Below are 18026 nucleotides of genomic sequence, written 5' to 3' on the forward strand. Positions count from 1 at the left end.
GAAGAAATATGTATCCATAAATTCGATCGCTGTACTCGCTGTATATATCTTCAAATGCTTCTGCCGATATTCTCTCCATTGTGGCGCCCCCTCGCATATTATTAGACGAATAAGAATCAGAAAAGAAACACTTTTCCATTGTTTATGTAAAACATTTGAATCTTCTTTCCATCCTGTTCATTTATCCTATATTTCAAAATAATCTGATTCTTTTGCATTAAATATGGTGCAAATCTGAGAAAGTGCCTTTTTAACTGAAACTTTTTTCACCTGCATTTAATTAGTAAAAAATGGATGAAGTTTCACTCCAGACTACCCATCTTTGATTTCATTTTTTGAATTTCAGATAATGATGTCCATTAAATTCCCCACCCTTTTTATATATTTTATCATTCTGTGAAAATATTGCCTGCCTCCTTTTCCTTATTTTTTCCAAGATTGATTTGACTTTCTGGAAAATCGATACTTTTAATCTATAAATAACCATATAAAGTTCATTCTTTAAGCCTGTAACCCTGATTGAACTATGAAACCTTATAGCTATTTTAATAAAACCACTGCAAAGTACTTTGTTTTTCGACAATCTCCAGCCATTAATTTAGCTAAAGTACATGGTAACGGAAGGGTTTTCCATTTTCGGAAAGGGCCCTTAGGAGGTGGTTGAGTTCTTCATTGCTAACTAGCATTTTAAGTGAATTAACAAAACAAGGAGGGAATTTTTTGAAAAGAAAAAGAAAATCATTGAATCGCATTCTTTATGTGATGCTGACAGCTTTTCTGATTTTGCCGCTGATGTTCCCAGGCATGGGATCGGCAGAAAGCAAGAGCTCTCCGCATACTTCAGTTAAGAAAGCTGCTCCTCAGACAGCAAAAAATAAAATTAACAGCTCACTGCTGAAACAATTTGAAAAAGAAGATAAAGTAACATTCCTGATAAAATTCAAAGAACAGGCTGATGCTCCAGCAGCAGCCAATAAGGCTGAAAAAGCTGCTGCATCTCAAAAATTGACAGCCTCTAAATCAAAATACATGAAACGCTCTGCAGTCCTATCCTCACTAAGATCTACAGCTATTGAAACTCAAAACCATGTCGCCGATTTCCTTCAAAAACAGGAAAAAGACGGCAAGGCAAAAGATGTTCAATCCTTCTACATTGTCAATGCAATTGCAGTAACTGCTACAAAGGACGTTATGGAACAAATCGCAGTATTCCCTGAAGTAGAAAAAATTCTTCCAAATGAAACAAGACAGCTTCATAAGCCTGTCAAAGAGGCCGAAAAGTCTCTTAAGACACAAGCAGAAACCAGCTCGATCGAATGGAACATTGACCGCGTCGGAGCTCCTGCTGTATGGGAAATGGGAATTGACGGATCCGGCACAGTCGTTGCATCCATTGATACAGGTGTTCAGTGGAACCACCCGGCATTAAAAGAAAAGTACCGGGGCTATAACCCTGCACAGCCTGATTCTCCAGCACATGAGTTCAGCTGGTTTGATGCCACTGCAGGCCAGACAGTTCCTTACGATGATCAGGGTCACGGAACCCACGTAACTGGAACTATGGTTGGTGCTGAGCCGAATGGAGGCAATCAGATCGGTGTTGCACCTGGTGCGAAATGGATAGCAGTCAAAGCCTTTACCGCAAACGGCGGAACTGATGTAGACCTTCTTGAAGCCGGTGAATGGATCCTGGCTCCAAAGGATGCTGAAGGAAACCCGCATCCTGAGAAAGCGCCTGATGTTATCAATAATTCTTGGGGCGGCGGACCTGGACTGGATGAATGGTATCGTCCAATGGTGCAGGCATGGCGTGCAGCTGAAATTTTTCCGGAATTCTCTGCAGGAAACACTACTTTGTTTAATCCGGGCGGACCTGGTTCAGTTGCAACACCTGCAAACTACCCGGAATCATTTGCTACAGGTGCGACTGATATTAACAATGGCTTAGCAAGCTTTTCGCTGCAAGGACCATCTCCATATCAGGAAGTTAAGCCTGATGTATCTGCACCAGGAGTTAACATACGTTCCTCTGTTCCAGGAAGCGGATATGAAGGCGGCTGGAACGGAACCTCCATGGCTGGGCCGCATGTTTCTGCTGTTGCTGCGCTGCTCCGCCAGGTTGACTCAAGTCTGACCGTTGGAGAGATGGAGGAAATTCTTTTGACGACCTCTACTCCTTTGACAAATGGTACTTATCCTGAGACACCAAATAATGGTTTTGGATACGGACTCGTAAATGCCTTCGATGCGGTTTCTTCCGTACTGACCGGTCTTGGAAAAATGAAAGGCCAGGTTGCAAAAGAAGGAGATGACTCCGAAGCTCCTGAAGCCAATCATGAAGCACCTCAGGAAACATATGCAGGAATGGATCTCGCACTTGAATTGACTGCATCAGATAATGTAAGCGTCACAAGAGTGGATCTTGAATACTTAAAAGCTGACGGCAGCTGGGCCGCCATTGAGGCCGAAAGAACAGCCGGAAACTATAAAGATGGTACTTACCAGGCAGTTATTCCTGGTGAAGACATCGCAGAACCTTCTGTAACTTATAAATGGAAGGTCAATGATTTTGGCGGAAATTTAACTGAAACGGACTCCTATGAAGTAGCCGTAAGACCTGGAATCAGCATCGGCTATTCTCAGGACTTTGAATCACAGCCGGCCGGCTGGACTTCTTATGGACCAGAAAACAGCTGGGAGTGGGGAGTCCCATCTTCTGGTCCTGGCAATGCAGCATCCGGGGAAAAAGTATATGCAACTAAACTTGACGGCAACTATGCAAATAGAGCAAATATGAATCTGCAGATGCCTCCTGTTGACCTGCCGGAAGGCAATGCCTACCTTCAGTTCAAGCAATGGCATGAGCTTGAAAACCGTTATGATTACGGCCATGTATTCGTTTCAACTGACATGGAAAACTGGGAACAAGTTCTTCGTGTAAACGGCAATACAACAGACTGGGTTAATGCAGAAGTGGATTTAAGTGCGTATGCAGGACAGAGAATTTATGTAGTCTTCAATGTGACTACAGATGGCTCTGTTCAGAAGCAAGGATGGTATATCGATGATGTAAGGTTATCTGATACTCCTGTTGAACCTGCAGGCAAAGCACAGCTTGGCCTCAGCAAGAATAAACCTTCTGCAGAATTAAAGGAGGAAAAGGTAAATCCTGATAAAATTGTTCCTAAAAAGGATACTCCTGCAAAAGAGGATGAGAAACAGCAGCCGGCCCCTGTTCTTCTTCCGCTTACTGCCGAAGTAAGTGTTTTGGAATCAGGCAGGTCCGTATTTACTAATCCTCAAAACGGTTCATTTGAAATGACACATGCTTCAGGTGATTTCACTGTAAAAGCGGAAGCTTACGGGTATCGTTCTCAAACGCAAAATGTAAATATTCCGCAGGATGGAGAAGCGACTGCAAACTTTGTCCTTGAAGAAATTCCCAAAGGCACAGTTACAGGGGTTGTGACAAATGAAGCAACCGGCGAGCCTGTTGCAAACACTACGCTTCTTTTAATAGAAGATGCAGCCGTACAGCCGGTAACAACCGATGAAAACGGTGAATATACACTCACAGCCTATGAAGGCACATACACTTTAAAAGCAATGGCACCTTCCTACTACAGCAAGGAGCAGAGCATCACGATCGAAGGCGGCTCATCTCTAGAGCAAAATATTGAACTAAAGCCATTTATCGGATATCCGGGTGAAATCGGATATGATGATGGAACAGCTGAAAATGCACGTGCCTTCTACGATGCCGGCAATGGCTGGGCAGTTAAGATGTCCCTTGCATCCGGCCATGACAGCGCAATGGTTACCGGCGGATTATTCCGCTTCTGGGATACCAGCTGGCCGACCCCGGGCGGTACAGACTTCAAAGTGGAAGTGTACGATGCAAGCGGACCGGATGGAGCCCCTGGCAACAAACTTGCAGGACCATTTGAAGCAACAGCCTTAAGAAACGGTGAATGGACACATGTAGATCTTAGTGACGAGGGAATCGTTACAAATGGCGACTTCTATCTGGTATATATCCAATCAGCACCAAATCCTAATGCTCCTGGTCTTGGCACAGATGAGGATGGAGAAAATGCAGGACGCAGCTGGCAGCTTGTAGGCGGAGCATGGTCACCGGCGCCTGAAGATGAAGGAAACTATATGATCCGCGCGACAGTTAACTATGAAGTTACAGCACCTGTCATTACTTCTCCAGCGGATGGAACTTTTACGAATCAGGGTAAAGTTACAATTGAAGGTACTTCTGCTCCTGCCACAACTGTAAAGGTATTTAATAATGGAGAAGAAGCTGCATCGGCTGAGAGTACAGACGAAGGCACTTTCTCAGCAGAAGTTTCACTTACTGAAGGTGAAAACTCACTTACTGCCAAAGCATCAACAGAGTCAGGGTCCACGGATGCCTCTGAACCTGTAAAAGTAATATATGACAAAACAAAACCGGAACTGTCCATAACAAGCCCTGCAGATAAATCCAAAACAAACAAAGAAACAGTCACTGTTAAAGGAACCGTTTCTGACGATAACCTTGATTGGGTAAAAGTAAACGGCCAGGCAGCAAATGTTACAGACGGTGAATACTCTCTTCGCATCCTGCTGGATGAGGGTGAAAACACCATTACGGTAACAGCACAGGATAAAGCGAAAAACAGCGAAGAAAAAACCATCACAGTCGATGCTAAATATACCGCTCCAGCCATAGAAAATCTTCTTCCTGCAGAAGACAAGGAACTTAAAAAAGGCGAATCGGTAAAAATCGAATTTGATAGTGAACCAGGGATAAAAGCGACTTTTGCCATCAGAATGCCTTTAACAAATGCTGGCGGCCAGCTGAATAACGCTACTGAGCTTCCAATGATGGAAACTTCACCGGGCCATTATGTCGGCTATTATACTGCCACTTCAAATGTAAAAGCACCTGGTGCCGAAATTGAAGTGAAATTGTCGGATGACTACGGCAATGAAACTCGAAAGACAGCAGAAGGCAAACTGTGGATTAATGCAAAAAAGAAGAATAATAACAGCACTATAAAGAAGTAAAATGAGATGTAAAGGCAGGCCCATTATTATCGGGGCCTGCCTTTTTGCAATTATTGATTTAATAATGTTCTTTTTTCATTTAATAACCCATTAAACTCTTTATCCAATTGGGCATATTTGCTGTCACCCGGAACAAGCAGACTGAGTTCTCCAAGTATCGCATTGATTCGGTTATCAATCACCATGATCTGGTCTTTTGTGGAATCATGAGCTTTTTCCTGCTGGGACCTTCTGGATTTAATACGATATTCCTTCAGATTCATATCAAATCTGGTGATTTTATTTTTTTCAAATACAAGCAATCTTGTGCTTAACTTCTCCAAAAAGTATAAGTCATGCGAAATAATGATGAGTGTTCCTGAAAATTCCCTGAGCGTTTTTTCAAATTGCTCCCTGCTCGGCAAATCCAAGTGATTAGTCGGTTCATCTAATATTAAGACGTCGTATTCCTTTAAAAGCATGTCTGTAAGCTTAACCCTGATTCGCTCTCCCATGCTCAGCTGTCCAATCGGCCGCTTTAACTTCGCTTCCTTTATACCCAGGTTTGCTAATAGGGTCCTTGCCCTGTAAATCTGCTCCCGTTCGCTGAGATCAAGTGCTTCAAGGGCGTTTTTGGTTAACGGTAAATCATTAATATCCTGGTTTAAATAAGCAATCTTTAAAGTGCTGCTAATCCAAAGTTCCCCATCAGAAGGGGAAACCTCTTCCAGTAGCATACGGATAAAAGTAGTCTTGCCAGTCCCGTTGGGTCCAAGAATCCCAATTTTTTCTCCATGCTTTATATAAAACTGGCTATCCTTGAAAAGAGTCCGGTCTCCAAAGCTTTTTGAGAGGTTTTTAGCTTCAATGATCCTCTTCCCCCGTTTGCCTGACGAATCAAATTGAAAGTGCACTTTCGCCTCTTCTGCCGGCTTCTCAATTTTATTTTTATCCAGTTCCTGCTGAAGCCTTTTCATTTTTGACTTAACCTGCTGATCCATCTTTCTGGCTTTCACTCTGTTATATTCTTTAAAGCCTATCTGTCTATTCTCAGAAGGACTTCCGCCTTTAGTTGATTCCCTGTGAGCTTTTTCCGACCATTTTTTTAAATTGGCCATTTGATTTTCGATTCGATCGATCTCTCTTTGCTGCACATTAAATTGATGAAGCTGATCATCATAATTTTTCTGTTTTTGCTCCCGGTAGGCAGTGTAATTCCCGTCATACATGGTTAAAGTGCCCTCCTGCAGCTCAAAAATCCTGCAGACAGCCTGATCAAGGAAGTGACGGTCATGGGAAATGATCATGACAGGACCGCTGAATTGGCCAATCTCCCTAATAAGCCACTCGATTCCCTGTAAATCCAAATGATTGGTGGGTTCATCCAAAATCAGCATATCCGGTTTTGAGGACCAAACCTTGGCTAAGGAGAGCTTCAATCTTTCTCCTCCGCTTAAAGTATCAAGCCTTTCCGGTTTCCATTCATGGAGTTTTGAGAGTCCTAACCTGCTTGCCTGACGGAAAATTTCTTCTTCAGAGCTTTGGTCAGGAGCATGAATATCACTCACAGAATAATCTGCTGACTGGTGCAGATAGGCGATTCTATATGGCTCCTTCATTCGCTCAATTGTCCCTTTATCCGCCTGGATACTGCCGAATAAAATATTGGCCAATGTAGTTTTACCCGTGCCATTTAAGCCAACAAGACCAATTCGATCCTGCTGATAAATATCGAATTCCAAATTAGAAAAAACCCTTTTATCTCCGAATGACTTTTGAAGATCTCTGGCCATGATAACCGGTATACTGTTATTGTGGTGATTGCTGATTATATTTGCACACATAAAAAAACCTCCCCATACCCGGAGAGGACTGTGCACCCATCATTGGAAATGGTGCAAATACATAAAAAACGCGCGCCTAAATAAAATATAATCCCGCTAATAGACAAATAAGCAGACATCACTTCCGATAAGGAATGACTAAAAAAGGGCACACTAATCCTATGTTCTCCGGGTTAAACTTTTTAGATATAAAAAGATACCAGAAAAAATAAGATTATAACTTCATGCCCCTAAATCATCCTTTCAGCCTGTTTGATTGTAGTATATATGCTTCTGGCTTTTATTGTCAATAGGCTCATGTCCGGCTATTGAATACATGCATCTGCCGGAAATGATTAATCAATTCGGATATGCTTATTGGTAAGCTCCTTAAGCATATTTAGTATCGTAGCTCTTTCCTCCAGATTAAAACCGCTTGCCCATTCTGAAACAAGCTTGTACTCGCTTTGATGCATCTCCCGCTGAAGTCCTCCCTCCAATATGGAGTAAATTTCCCTCATTGTATTTTCCCGATCCTGTGTTTTAAGTTCATCCATTTTGCAAACCTCCCTATTTCTTTTATGCTGCTTCTTTTCCCTATTTGGCATCTTTGGAAACACTGTTATGTATGCATACAAAAGAAAAGCAGGTTCCCCTGCTTTTCTTTTTAGTCTATTACCACTTAAAGCAAGAAGCACCTACGATGATCAATAGGATGAATAGAACCACAATTAGCGCAAAGCCCCCGCTGTATCCAGCACCACCGTAACCGCAGCCGCCATATCCGTAGCCATACATTATAAAATCCCCTCCCTTGCCGATTAAATGTGTCTGCTTGTTTTATTAGTAGAATCCACCGTAACCCCAAGAAGCACCGATAATAATCAGTAAAATAAACAATACAACTAAAAGGGCGAAACCGCCGCCGTAACCGCAACCGTCTGACATAGTCAATTACCTCCTTTGTTTGATTCAATATATCCTATTCAATTCACCCAGATTGTGCGATAGACAAATACACAGTTTTCTGCTCAAAAAAGAAGCCTTCGGTGTGAAGGCTTCGGATTTTTGTTGATATAACGGCATTTCCAGGTTATCTCCCCAGATAAAAATAGGCAATTTCATTATTTCTTATCAGCAAGAGTGGCCTGGATACCTTTAGAAGGCTGGACGGGTTCTTTTTCTTTTATTTCCTCAGTCATCTGCTCCAGGCTTTGGCGGACGTTTCCTTTGCCTGAAAAGTTTTGGAGAAGCTCCTTCACATCAATGCCGGATGAAGCTTTCAGGCTTTCCTGCATCGTGGACATCAGGTTGGTGGCATAGCCGGTTACTTTATTGGCACCTCCATTAGTGCTGTCACTCCCTGTATCAACCACTGTAATTTTATCAATATTCGATAACGGGCTTGCAAGCTGTTTCGCATATTCCGGAAGCATGTTAATGACCATATCCATCATGGCTGCCTGGCCATACTGTTCAAATGCCTCGGCGATTTTTCTCTTTGCCTCTGCTTCTGCCAGACCTTTTAGGCGAATGATTTCTGCTTCAGATTCACCTTGGGCGCGCTGTGAATCAGCCTTGGCCATCCCATCTGCCCTAACTCTTTCAGCTTCTGCACGGGCCTGTGATTCAATCCTATATTGGTTTGCATCCGCTTCGGCAATTTGCTTTTTCTTTTCTGCCTCTGCCGCCTGCTCAACAGCATATCTGTCTGCATCTGCTTTTTTCTTCACTTCGGAATCATATTGGCGTTCTCTTCTTAAGATTTCTTTTTCTTCAAGTTCAATTTGCTTTTGACGTTCTATAATTCTGATTTGCATTTCATGCTCGGTAACTTCCTGCTTTGCTCTGGCTGTCTCAAGGTCATATGCCTGGTCAGCCCGTGCTTTGGCAATATCCTGTTCCCTTCTGTAGTCAGCCATTTTCATTTGATTTTCTTTCTCGGCTTCAGCTATTTCAGTTGCCCTTTCAAGTTCTGCTTTTTGGGCATCCTTTGCTGCTTCTGCCCGTTTAATCCGGGTTTCCTTTTCAGCTTCAGCCGTGGCAATATCCGCATCCCTTTTAACCTGGGCTATTCTTGGCCTTCCCAATGAATCAAGATATCCATTTTTGTCACGGACATCTTTGATTGTAAAAGAAACAATGATCAAACCCATTTTGGCCAGATCCTGTGACGCTACCCTTTGAACCTCCTGGGAAAATTTATCCCTGTTTTTATATATTTCTTCGACCGTCATTGATCCCAGAATTGACCGCAAATGTCCTTCAAGAACTTCTTTCGCTTCATTTTCCCGATCTTCCTTAGATTTACCAAGGAACTGTTCTGCAGCAGTAGCAATTTCCCCAATACTCCCGCCGATTTTAATAATTGCAGTTCCATCTGCCATGACAGGAACTCCCTGTTCGGTATATACTTCCGGAGTGGTAACCTCCAGTTTGCTTGACAGGAGGCTCAATGGCTCTGCCTGTTGAAAGACAGGAAGTACAAATGTTCCTCCGCCTCTGATTATTTTTATCTTATTTCCTGATTCGTCAACATGGACATTTTTACTTCCCAAGTAACTGCCTGTTACAATTAACGCTTCATCCGGCCCAGCAGTCCGATATTTTGTAATGAACACACCTAGCAGAGCAATCAGCAAAAATGCTGCAATTCCAATTACAACCCAAACCATTAACATATTGTGTCCCCCTGTCTATAATTCTTTGTAATCAATCACTTTAATAACTCCATTTGCGACTTCAACAATCAGCACTTTGCTTCCTTCTGCTATGACCGTATTTTCATAGCTTGAAGCAGGCTTGGATATTCTCCCGCTTATATTTTCAATTAAAACCTCACCGAAACCATTCTCCGGTATAGGAATTAATACCGTACCTACTCTCCCCCTTAAGGATTCATCTGTGTAAACGAGAGATTCTTCAGCAGAAGCTAATGGTATAAGAACAAAGATATTCAGCAATATATCCAGCAAAACCGCAATAACAGCCGCTATCAAAAGAATGACTGCGCTATTTAGAGTGGTTGTCATTTCAAAGATATAGCCTGCAGCGGAGAGAAAAGTAATAAATGCCAGAATCAGTACTGGATTTAGAAAGCTGCCCTCCCCAATTCCATCTGCCATATCTCCAAAAAACACATACAAAATAATTAAGATACCAGAAAAAATAAGTGTGCTGAGATAAATGGTCTGAATAGGTAAACCAAATAATTCCATAAAATGCACCCTATCCATTTTTATAGTTAGGCTATCTATCCCGTGCCTCCTTCCTTTTTACTATTAAAGCTTAAATTATATACGGACAAAGACCAGGAATTGTTTCATTTTTCTTAACTTTTTCCCAATTATTACTGCTGCTTCTTCAGCTTGTCTAACTTTCACCCTGTTATAGTCATTTTTATTACTATTCATGCATACCATATTTGAGGATTTAAAATCCTATTTAGGATTAAATGGTGAAAAATGGTGGAATAGACCAATATATCTGGTTAGCGGAGGGAGAGGGATCATGACAAGGTCTGAATTGCATATGGAGAAGCCTAAGAGTAAATTTATGCTGGTGTCAATTGTCCTATTGGGATGTATAGCGGCTATCTTTACAGCATTATATTTTTATTCTCAAAGCCTCATTACTATAGAAGCCCCCAAAAAAGAACTGGGTGAGAAAATCATCATCCAGCTTCCTTCCGGAAAGAGTGTATTTACATATGAAAACCTTATAGTTGAAGAAGAAGGAAAACTTTTTTATAAAGGCGAAAGAAATACCCTGGATTTGACTGGCGGTACAATTGTTTATGAGGATTGGGAATGAACAGGGAAAACTCGGTTTTCGAAGGAATCCTCTGCAGTTGACAAAATGTTTTCACATCCTTTAAGATGAGCAAAAATGGCGAGGAGAAATGACTTTGAAGGTAATGAAAAATGTGATTTTTACAGCTTTAGCTACAGTTATTTCATTTTTCGGCATTAAGAAAATAGCAAATAATTCACATAAGATAAAAAGAATTGGCCATCGGGGAGTTGCCGGCTACTGCCCGGAAAATACTTTTCCCTCATATGAGCGCGCAATCGAAATGGGAGCAGATTATCTGGAAATTGATGTGCAATTAAGCAGGGATGGAAGGCTGGTCGTGATTCACGATTCCCTTGTAGACCGCACAACTGACCATAAAGGAAAAGTCTCTGACTTTACCTTCGATGAGCTCAGAAAAATGGATGCCGGCAGCTGGTTTTCTACAAAATTCAGCGGTGCCTGTATCCCTTCATTTGAAGAGGTCTTGGACAAATACGCGGACCGCGTCGGGCTTTTAATTGAGTTAAAAAAACCGTCCCTATATCCGGGCATTGAAAAGATGATCGCCGAGGAACTAAAAAAAAGAAAACTTGATTCAAAAGGTAAAGAACAAATTATTGTGCAGTCATTTGAAACAGCTTCAATGAGATTATTTCATGAACTGATGCCGGAAATCCCTGTCGCCATCTTAATCAACTATCCTCCTGACAAAATGGAGATAAAAAATATTGCCGAATATGCAAGCTACCTGAATCCTAAGTGGACAGTGGTTAATAAGCGGGTGATCGATCTAATTCATGCGAATGGCATGAAAGCAATCGCCTGGACTGTGCGTTCGAAAAAAGAAGCAGATAAATTAAAGCATTATCCATTGGATGGAATTGTAGCTGATTATTTAGACCTTATTGAATAGACAAAAAGGGTGCAGTCCAAGTCATGGTCTGCACCCTTTTTTATAAGACTGCCTGTTTTCTTCCGGTTTTCAGCAGCTTTAAGGTTTCCAAATCATTATCTGCCGGTAAAGCAAATGACTGTTGATAAGCTTCAGGTCCCTTCCCGGTAATAAAGATCCAGTCATTCTCTTTTGCTTCAGACCAAGCTTTCCGGATAGCCATTGTCCGGTCGGGGATCACTTCACCCTTACCTTCTCCATATTCTTTATTCAGAAAAATTAATTTGCTTAACATTTCATTTTCACACTCATCGTTGAGGTCATCAGCGGTTAAATAAAATTTATGGCAGTATTTTGCCGTAACTTTAATCATATCCACACGTTTTGATTGATCTCTTCCGCCCCGGAATCCATAAATTTGAAAGATTCTTTCAGCCCCCTGCTGCTTCGCTGTGTCCAGACAATATTCAAATGCATCCACTGTATGAGCATAATCCACGACAAATTTAGCTCCTGATGGATGAATAATCATTTCAAAACGGCCAGGTATACCCGGAAATGAAGCCAGAGCCTTAATCATATATTCCGGGTCTATCCCCAAATCAATACCTGTCAGAAAAGCCATTGCTGCATTATAAACATTATGGTGGCCCGGAAGAGGAAATTCAATTTCAAACGATCTCCCTCTCATCTCAAGAATAAAAACAGTCTTCCCATTTATAGCAGTGTCTTTTATTGAACAGCACTTCTCATCACCCAGCGTAATCAAAGGAATCTTTTCCTTTTGCAGATGCTCTGTCATTTTTTCTCCCCACGAATTATAACCATTTACGACTCCTTTCCCGCCTTCTTTTAACAGGGTAAAGATTTTCTTCTTATCATAAAAATACTGATCCATATTATTATGATAATCAAGATGGTCATGAGCCAGATTAGTAAATAGCCCGTAGTCTAATTCCAGACCTTCTGTTCTTGACTGTTCCAGCGCATGAGAAGAAATCTCCATAACGACAAACTCATCATGGCTTTTACTCAGCATTTTTTGAATCTGCAGGGCATCCGGCGTCGTGTTGCTGGTCTTATATTCCTCATTATTTATTATATTGGAGACAGTTCCCAAGAGGGAGCAGGTCCTGCCTGCAGTCTCCAATATATGCTTTAAAATATAGGCGGTGGTCGTTTTCCCATTAGTTCCCGTAATGCCTATTATTTTATGCTTTCTTGACGGCCGATCATAGAAGCAGCTCGCCAGTTTCCCAAGACTCTTTCTGCTATCTGTTACTTTTATGTAGGGCACATTTAATTCAATGGCTTCCTCACCCACTACGGCAGCAGCACCATTTTCAACAGCTTGTCCAATAAAGTCATGTCCATCTGCCTGAAAACCTTTAATTGCAACAAAAAGGCTTCCTTTCCCCACTTTGCGTGAATCCATTTCGACCCCTGTAATATCAGGATCGTTTGTAAGTACACCCATCTCCCCGCTATCCTTTAGGCAATTAATAACCTGGGATAATTTCATATTTCTGTCTCCTTTAATGTTTGAACATCAAGTAATTTGGTGTATATATCTATAATCATTATCTTTTGTTTTCCCACATTCACAGGAAATATGCCTTCTTAAGGATACAAATAACGGGTTATGAGAAAAATCGTCTTAATATACTAGAATTGAGGATAATTTAGGGTGAATAGCTTCTGAAAAATAAGCGATTCACCCTATTGAAATGTCAGCTTAATTTCGTTTCACAATACAGACAATGGCCGCTTGGCAAACTGTGATAGATACTTCACGTTCAATCGGCTATGCTGTGAAATGAGATAAGCATCCCTTGTAGCACCTGGCTTTCTTAGCGTGTTAAGAGCTCTTATCATCCCTGCTTCGCTTTCCATGCCTACCCCATGCCCAAAGAACATGCCACCGCCCAAATAAACAGAATTCTCACCTGTCCAAACTGGATGATCATAATCAGGATTGTAAAAATAAACGACGTCTCCAGGTATGAAATTCCGGCCCCTTTTTGTAACAATCGACAGGTCATGATCATAATTCCAGTCCCATACAAGAAGTCCCTGAAATAATGTATTGAAGCGGCTGACAGAGATGGAGTCCAATACAGCTTTATAAAAAATCAGCACAATGGCTGTTGTACATTCAAAAGCATATTCCCAGCTGTTCGTAAACACATCCATGATCGCATCTGACGGTAAAACAGATGGATCAAGAAGATATCCATAATTCGTCCTTCTCCATATGCGCGGATTGAACCGTGATGTGTTAAAGGGTGCAAACTCCACACGGCTCCCATGAAGCTGCCTGGCTGCTTTAATAATATTCTCCCTTAAAAGGATATCAAATAGCAGTTCATGCATTGAATCGTATTGATGAGTCTCGGGACTGCTCTCCAGCGCCAGATAAATTTCACGCTGAACTCCAAAAAAGCTGGAAGCCCCCGGTTTATTCTGATTATTCGAAAGGATAATCATTGTCTTCCCCCCTTCAAATGAACTTATAGTAGCTTATGGTTTCATTTGCAGGAGGGTTCCTTCATTATTTGACCCCCATCACTTACCCAATCCCAGTTATTTATTATCGGAAAATATCTTTTTTTCTGAAATAAGCTTGCTTTTTATTCCAGTTACCCTGTACAATATTCAACATATTCTTAAGTTTCAGATTATACTTATATTTTCTTACAACAGGGGGTTTTTCTCATGGCGACTTTTTTAGGTTCGATTGTTTTGCTGATTGCAGGTTATGCCATTTATTCCAAGGTAGTAGAGCGTATATTTGGTATTAATGACAGCAGCCCTACACCCGCTTATACGGAAAAAGACGGAATGGACTTTGTTCCGATGAGCTGGTGGAAAGGCAGCTTGATTCAGCTTTTGAATATTGCAGGGTTAGGTCCCATTTTCGGTGCAATTATGGGCGCATTATACGGACCCGCAGCTTTTATCTGGATTGTGGCCGGTTCTATTTTTGCCGGGGCGGTTCATGATTATTTTTCAGGGATGCTTTCTCTAAGGCATAAAGGGGAACAATTTCCAAGCATTGTCGGAAGATATTTAGGAAGACCGGCCAAAACGTTCATTAATATATTTTCAATTCTCTTAATGGTTTTGGTTGCCGCTGCATTTACTGCCGGTCCGGCACAGCTGATTTCAAGTATAACTCCATTAAGTTTTATGGCATCATTGCTCATTATTTTTGCTTACTTTATTCTGGCAGCTGTTTTGCCAGTAAACCGTATAATCGGAAAGATTTATCCTTTATTTGGTGCAATATTAATTTTTATGGCAGTTTCCATTGCAGTCGCACTGCTTTTCAGTGAAAAATCCATACCGAATGTAACACTGTCTAATCTTCATCCAGGTGAACTTCCAATCTGGCCTTTACTGATGGTCACCATTTCATGCGGAGCGATCTCAGGTTTTCATTCAACACAAAGTCCAATTGTCTCACGTACATTAAAAAAGGAAAGTGATGGAAGAAAGGTTTTCTATGGCGCCATGATTGGCGAAGGAATTATTGCCTTAATCTGGGCAGCAGCGGGCATGAGCTTTTTCGGCGGAACAGGAGGGCTTCAAGATGCATTAGCTGCTGGTGGCCCAGCGGGAGTGGTTAATGAAATTTCGGGCAGTCTCCTTGGTACGCTCGGAGGAATCCTTGCTATACTAGGTGTAATCATCCTGCCGATAACAACCGGAGATACTGCCCTTCGTTCTTCAAGAATGATGCTGGCAGAATCACTTTCATCTTTAATAAAAATGGATGGGAAATGGAAGGTTGTCATCACCACTTTACCTGTGGCTCTTCCTACTTTATATCTGGCAACAATCGATTACTCATTCCTTTGGAGATATGTCGGATGGACAAATCAGGTTACAGCGGCGGTCATGCTTTGGACAGCCACTATGTATCTTTTGAAAAATAACAAATTCCATTGGATTTGCGGTGTTCCTGCATTGTTTATGACCGGTGTAGTATCCACCTATATCTTCTATGCCCCTGAAGGATTTCAAATGGATTATCAACTATCAATGATCATCGGATCAGTTATTACACTCTTTATTACAGGCTGGTATGTTTATCAAATCGTAAAACAAAGGCAGCTGAGCAAGAATAACCCCAACTTAAAAGCTGCTTGAAACGTTAAAAATGCACCTCACACAAGAGTGAAGGTGCATTTTTTATGGTAGATCCCTTACAGAGCATCTTCTCTTATTTCGGATTAAGCCGTTAAACTCTTGCAGGTCTTTGCTAATCGTCATTTAGGTTTTGCTCTGCCTTCAGAGGGTAATGAATACTAACAGTTAAAGGAGGGTTTAACTATGGCGGATAAAACCTATTCTGAAAAAAATAATTCTATAGAACAAGATAAAAAGCAAGAGAACGATAGAGATATCGAACCCCAAAGAGAACCTGAAAAACCTCAGGAAGAAAACCGGAAATAAGGAGGGTGACAAATATGGCTGACAAAAACATTCAGAATGGAAAGATGGATAACCCCGAGCAATATAAAACCGAAAAAGAAAGTTTATTTGACAAGTATGAAAGCGAAAAGAATGTTGATCCTATTCCAATGGAAGACTTAAAGCAAGAGAAAGAAGAAGAAAAAAACGGATCAAAAATAAAGAGCTGTTCATCTACAGAAGAAAAATACAAAGCAGACTTTGAAACAATAAAAAAGAAAAAGCTGTTTGGCGATAAATATGACGATGGAACAAGAACATAAGAAATCCATGATACTATTAAGGTCAAAATCAGAGTTAAAAGAAATAATAAAAATTAAACTCCTGGCACCCAAAAGGGTGTCAGGCTTCTTTACTAATATGGCTTTATTGTCTTATTAAATTCCCTATAGTGGTTCAGATAGTAATCTGCTCCAGGGGTTTCATTCTGAAAAAGGCAGGTCCTGATGCCAAGTTTCTTTGCCGGCAGAATGTCTATTTTCCTGTCCCCTATTGCTAATTCCACCTTATGCTTTTCATGCAGAAATTCATATGAAGCTGTGTGAGGCTTACGCGGATAGCCATCGTCTCCTGCTACCATATCGGTAAAGTATCCATCTAATTTATGAAAGGTTAATATGGATAGAACATCATCTCTTTCCTTGTGAGTCATGATCACATTCTTATCAGCCTGCTTTAGAACCTTCTCCACTTCAGGAAAAGGCTTTAAATCATTTGGACGCAACCGTCTCGCCCTCATCCTGATTGTTTTTATTTGCTCTTCATTTAAATTGAAATGTTGAAAAGCATTGCTAAAAGAAACCTTTAGCTGACAAAAAATCTCTTCATCGGAAACCTTTTCATCACTTATAATCTCTCTGACGATTGCTGTATAAGCTGGATATGTATCAAATAAAGTGCCATCAAAATCCCAAAGTATATTCAACAGTGAAAGCCCCCTTCTATTTTCTTTTTATCCCCTTATATTAGTTATTATACCTGCAGCCAATCTACTAAACTGCTTTTCCAGTGTCATTAAATTACTTTGACAAACCTATAGCACAATGCTAATTTAATAGCTATAAGACAAAAAACATAGCCCTGAGAGAATGGGTGAATTGTTAAAGGATGAATGAGAATGAACAAAGAAATTATTAAGTTAATCAGAAAGAGCTATAACATGACACAGCGTGATTTCGCAAGAGTAGTCAGCTGCAGCTTCTCTTTAATAGCTCTGGTTGAGGTGGGCAAGAGAAGAGTAACAGCTGATCTGGAAAACAAGATCAAAATTGCTTTTGACCTCGATGACCAGCAGATGCAGTCACTTTCTTCTCTTGTTTCGGAAATCAGCAAAGTCCCCCCTTTCATGTAAACAGAGGCGGCCGTTTTAAAACCTTCCCTTCTAAGATAATATTGACCACAAAGAAACAGCCCGCCATTAAAATAGGCATTTGCCGTGTCTCTCCGCCCATTTATGCATAGATTATATGGAGTTATAGGATTTTTGCATAAAAGGAGAGTGCCCAATGTATCCATATGGCTATTATCAAGGTTATCTTCCTCAGCCAGCAGCCCACTTCACCCCTGAATATGAAATTCAGCAGTTCGAACAATATGATAGTGACAGACAGCCCCAGCAGCTCGAAAGAAGGGTTACTGCTTTGGAAAGGCAAAATCAGGAACAATCCAGAGAAATTACCAGGCTTAACAGGCAGCTGGTCAATCTGACTGACCAGGTTAGAATGCTAAACCAGACCGTTGACCGCCATACACGAAGGCTTAATCGGCTAAATCAAAGACTAAGAGCAGTTGAGAATAGACTTAACATCCCTTTTACTCCATTTGACGGGGAATTCTAAGGGAGAATTTTGCGCTTTTTGCCCCGAGCCTCAGGAATACCAAATTTGCCCCAATCTCATAGTGATTGGGGCTTTTATTTAATTAGATTTATTGGTTATTGGCATCTTTTTTGGGGTTGAGACAGTAATTGGGACCTTTGAGGGGATTGTGTCCGAAGTTGCTTC

General features: G+C 41.2%; 17 protein-coding genes. 8 read left to right on the forward strand and 9 right to left on the reverse strand.

Going from position 1 to position 18026, the window contains the following annotated elements; all coding sequences use genetic code 11:
- Positions 1–762: 762 nt before the first annotated feature.
- Positions 763–5058 carry a S8 family peptidase gene (locus BFI01S_RS13280; protein ID WP_172581955.1) on the forward strand — a complete coding sequence of 1432 codons (4296 nt, stop codon included), beginning with the start codon at positions 763–765 and terminating at the stop codon, positions 5056–5058.
- A 50-nt stretch (positions 5059–5108) separates the two neighbouring features.
- Here BFI01S_RS13280 and abc-f read toward each other — a convergent pair whose 3' ends face one another.
- From abc-f to BFI01S_RS13300, 6 genes are all read right to left on the reverse strand, one after another.
- The gene (abc-f, locus tag BFI01S_RS13285; RefSeq protein ID WP_061793053.1) at positions 5109–6881 is read right to left on the reverse strand and encodes a ribosomal protection-like ABC-F family protein; all 1773 of its coding nucleotides are present in this window, start codon (positions 6879–6881) and stop codon (positions 5109–5111) included.
- Positions 6882–7216: 335 nt separating this feature from the next.
- On the reverse strand, positions 7217–7417 hold the full coding sequence (locus BFI01S_RS13290; RefSeq protein ID WP_061793054.1) for a hypothetical protein: 201 nt from the start codon (positions 7415–7417) through the stop codon (positions 7217–7219).
- 118 nt (positions 7418–7535) lie between these two features.
- Positions 7536–7658, reverse strand: a complete 123-nt coding sequence (locus tag BFI01S_RS22535) for a YjcZ family sporulation protein (protein WP_082804523.1) — start codon at positions 7656–7658, stop codon at positions 7536–7538.
- Positions 7659–7703: 45 nt separating this feature from the next.
- On the reverse strand, positions 7704–7808 hold the full coding sequence (locus BFI01S_RS22540; RefSeq protein ID WP_076256869.1) for a YjcZ family sporulation protein: 105 nt from the start codon (positions 7806–7808) through the stop codon (positions 7704–7706).
- A gap of 176 nt (positions 7809–7984) precedes the next feature.
- Positions 7985–9541 (reverse strand): flotillin lipid rafts scaffold protein FloT, encoded by a 1557-nt coding sequence (gene floT / locus BFI01S_RS13295; protein WP_061793055.1) that lies wholly within the window; start codon positions 9539–9541, stop codon positions 7985–7987.
- Between the two features lie 15 nt (positions 9542–9556).
- Positions 9557–10078, reverse strand: coding sequence for an NfeD family protein (locus BFI01S_RS13300; protein ID WP_061793081.1), 522 nt, complete (start codon positions 10076–10078; stop codon positions 9557–9559).
- Positions 10079–10370: 292 nt separating this feature from the next.
- Here BFI01S_RS13300 and BFI01S_RS13305 point away from each other — a divergent pair, with 292 nt between their 5' ends.
- Both BFI01S_RS13305 and BFI01S_RS13310 read left to right on the forward strand, forming a co-directional pair.
- Positions 10371–10673: a hypothetical protein gene (locus BFI01S_RS13305; protein WP_061793056.1), complete on the forward strand. Its 303-nt coding sequence runs from the start codon at positions 10371–10373 to the stop codon at positions 10671–10673.
- An 88-nt stretch (positions 10674–10761) separates the two neighbouring features.
- Positions 10762–11568, forward strand: a complete 807-nt coding sequence (locus tag BFI01S_RS13310) for a glycerophosphodiester phosphodiesterase (RefSeq protein WP_061793057.1) — start codon at positions 10762–10764, stop codon at positions 11566–11568.
- A 40-nt stretch (positions 11569–11608) separates the two neighbouring features.
- Here BFI01S_RS13310 and BFI01S_RS13315 read toward each other — a convergent pair whose 3' ends face one another.
- Together BFI01S_RS13315 and tgl are read right to left on the reverse strand one after the other, a co-directional pair.
- Positions 11609–13069 carry a UDP-N-acetylmuramoyl-L-alanyl-D-glutamate--2,6-diaminopimelate ligase gene (locus tag BFI01S_RS13315; protein WP_061793058.1) on the reverse strand — a complete coding sequence of 487 codons (1461 nt, stop codon included), beginning with the start codon at positions 13067–13069 and terminating at the stop codon, positions 11609–11611.
- Positions 13070–13293: 224 nt separating this feature from the next.
- Positions 13294–14034, reverse strand: a complete 741-nt coding sequence (gene tgl / locus BFI01S_RS13320; protein ID WP_061793059.1) for a spore coat transglutaminase TGL — start codon at positions 14032–14034, stop codon at positions 13294–13296.
- 228 nt (positions 14035–14262) lie between these two features.
- Here tgl and BFI01S_RS13325 point away from each other — a divergent pair, with 228 nt between their 5' ends.
- From BFI01S_RS13325 to BFI01S_RS13335, 3 genes are all read left to right on the forward strand, one after another.
- Positions 14263–15699: a carbon starvation CstA family protein gene (locus BFI01S_RS13325; protein WP_061793060.1), complete on the forward strand. Its 1437-nt coding sequence runs from the start codon at positions 14263–14265 to the stop codon at positions 15697–15699.
- A 183-nt stretch (positions 15700–15882) separates the two neighbouring features.
- Entirely contained in the window at positions 15883–16005 is a 123-nt protein-coding gene (locus tag BFI01S_RS13330) for a hypothetical protein (protein ID WP_061793061.1), read from the forward strand.
- 14 nt (positions 16006–16019) lie between these two features.
- On the forward strand, positions 16020–16286 hold the full coding sequence (locus BFI01S_RS13335) for a YczO family protein (RefSeq protein ID WP_061793062.1): 267 nt from the start codon (positions 16020–16022) through the stop codon (positions 16284–16286).
- 92 nt (positions 16287–16378) lie between these two features.
- Here the strand turns inward: BFI01S_RS13335 and BFI01S_RS13340 are convergent, their stop codons facing one another.
- Complete coding sequence (locus tag BFI01S_RS13340) at positions 16379–16948, reverse strand: HAD-IA family hydrolase (RefSeq protein ID WP_061793063.1); 570 nt, start codon at positions 16946–16948, stop codon at positions 16379–16381.
- Between the two features lie 192 nt (positions 16949–17140).
- Between BFI01S_RS13340 and BFI01S_RS13345 the strand changes: the two genes are divergently transcribed.
- Both BFI01S_RS13345 and BFI01S_RS13350 read left to right on the forward strand, forming a co-directional pair.
- The gene (locus BFI01S_RS13345) at positions 17141–17374 is read left to right on the forward strand and encodes a helix-turn-helix domain-containing protein (RefSeq protein WP_061793064.1); all 234 of its coding nucleotides are present in this window, start codon (positions 17141–17143) and stop codon (positions 17372–17374) included.
- Positions 17375–17528: 154 nt separating this feature from the next.
- A complete protein-coding gene (locus tag BFI01S_RS13350) occupies positions 17529–17861 on the forward strand; it encodes a hypothetical protein (protein WP_061793065.1) in 333 nt (110 codons plus the stop codon).
- Positions 17862–18026 lie beyond the last annotated feature (165 nt).

Source organism: Cytobacillus firmus NBRC 15306 (assembly GCF_001591465.1).
Taxonomy (GTDB): domain Bacteria; phylum Bacillota; class Bacilli; order Bacillales; family Cytobacillaceae; genus Cytobacillus; species Cytobacillus firmus.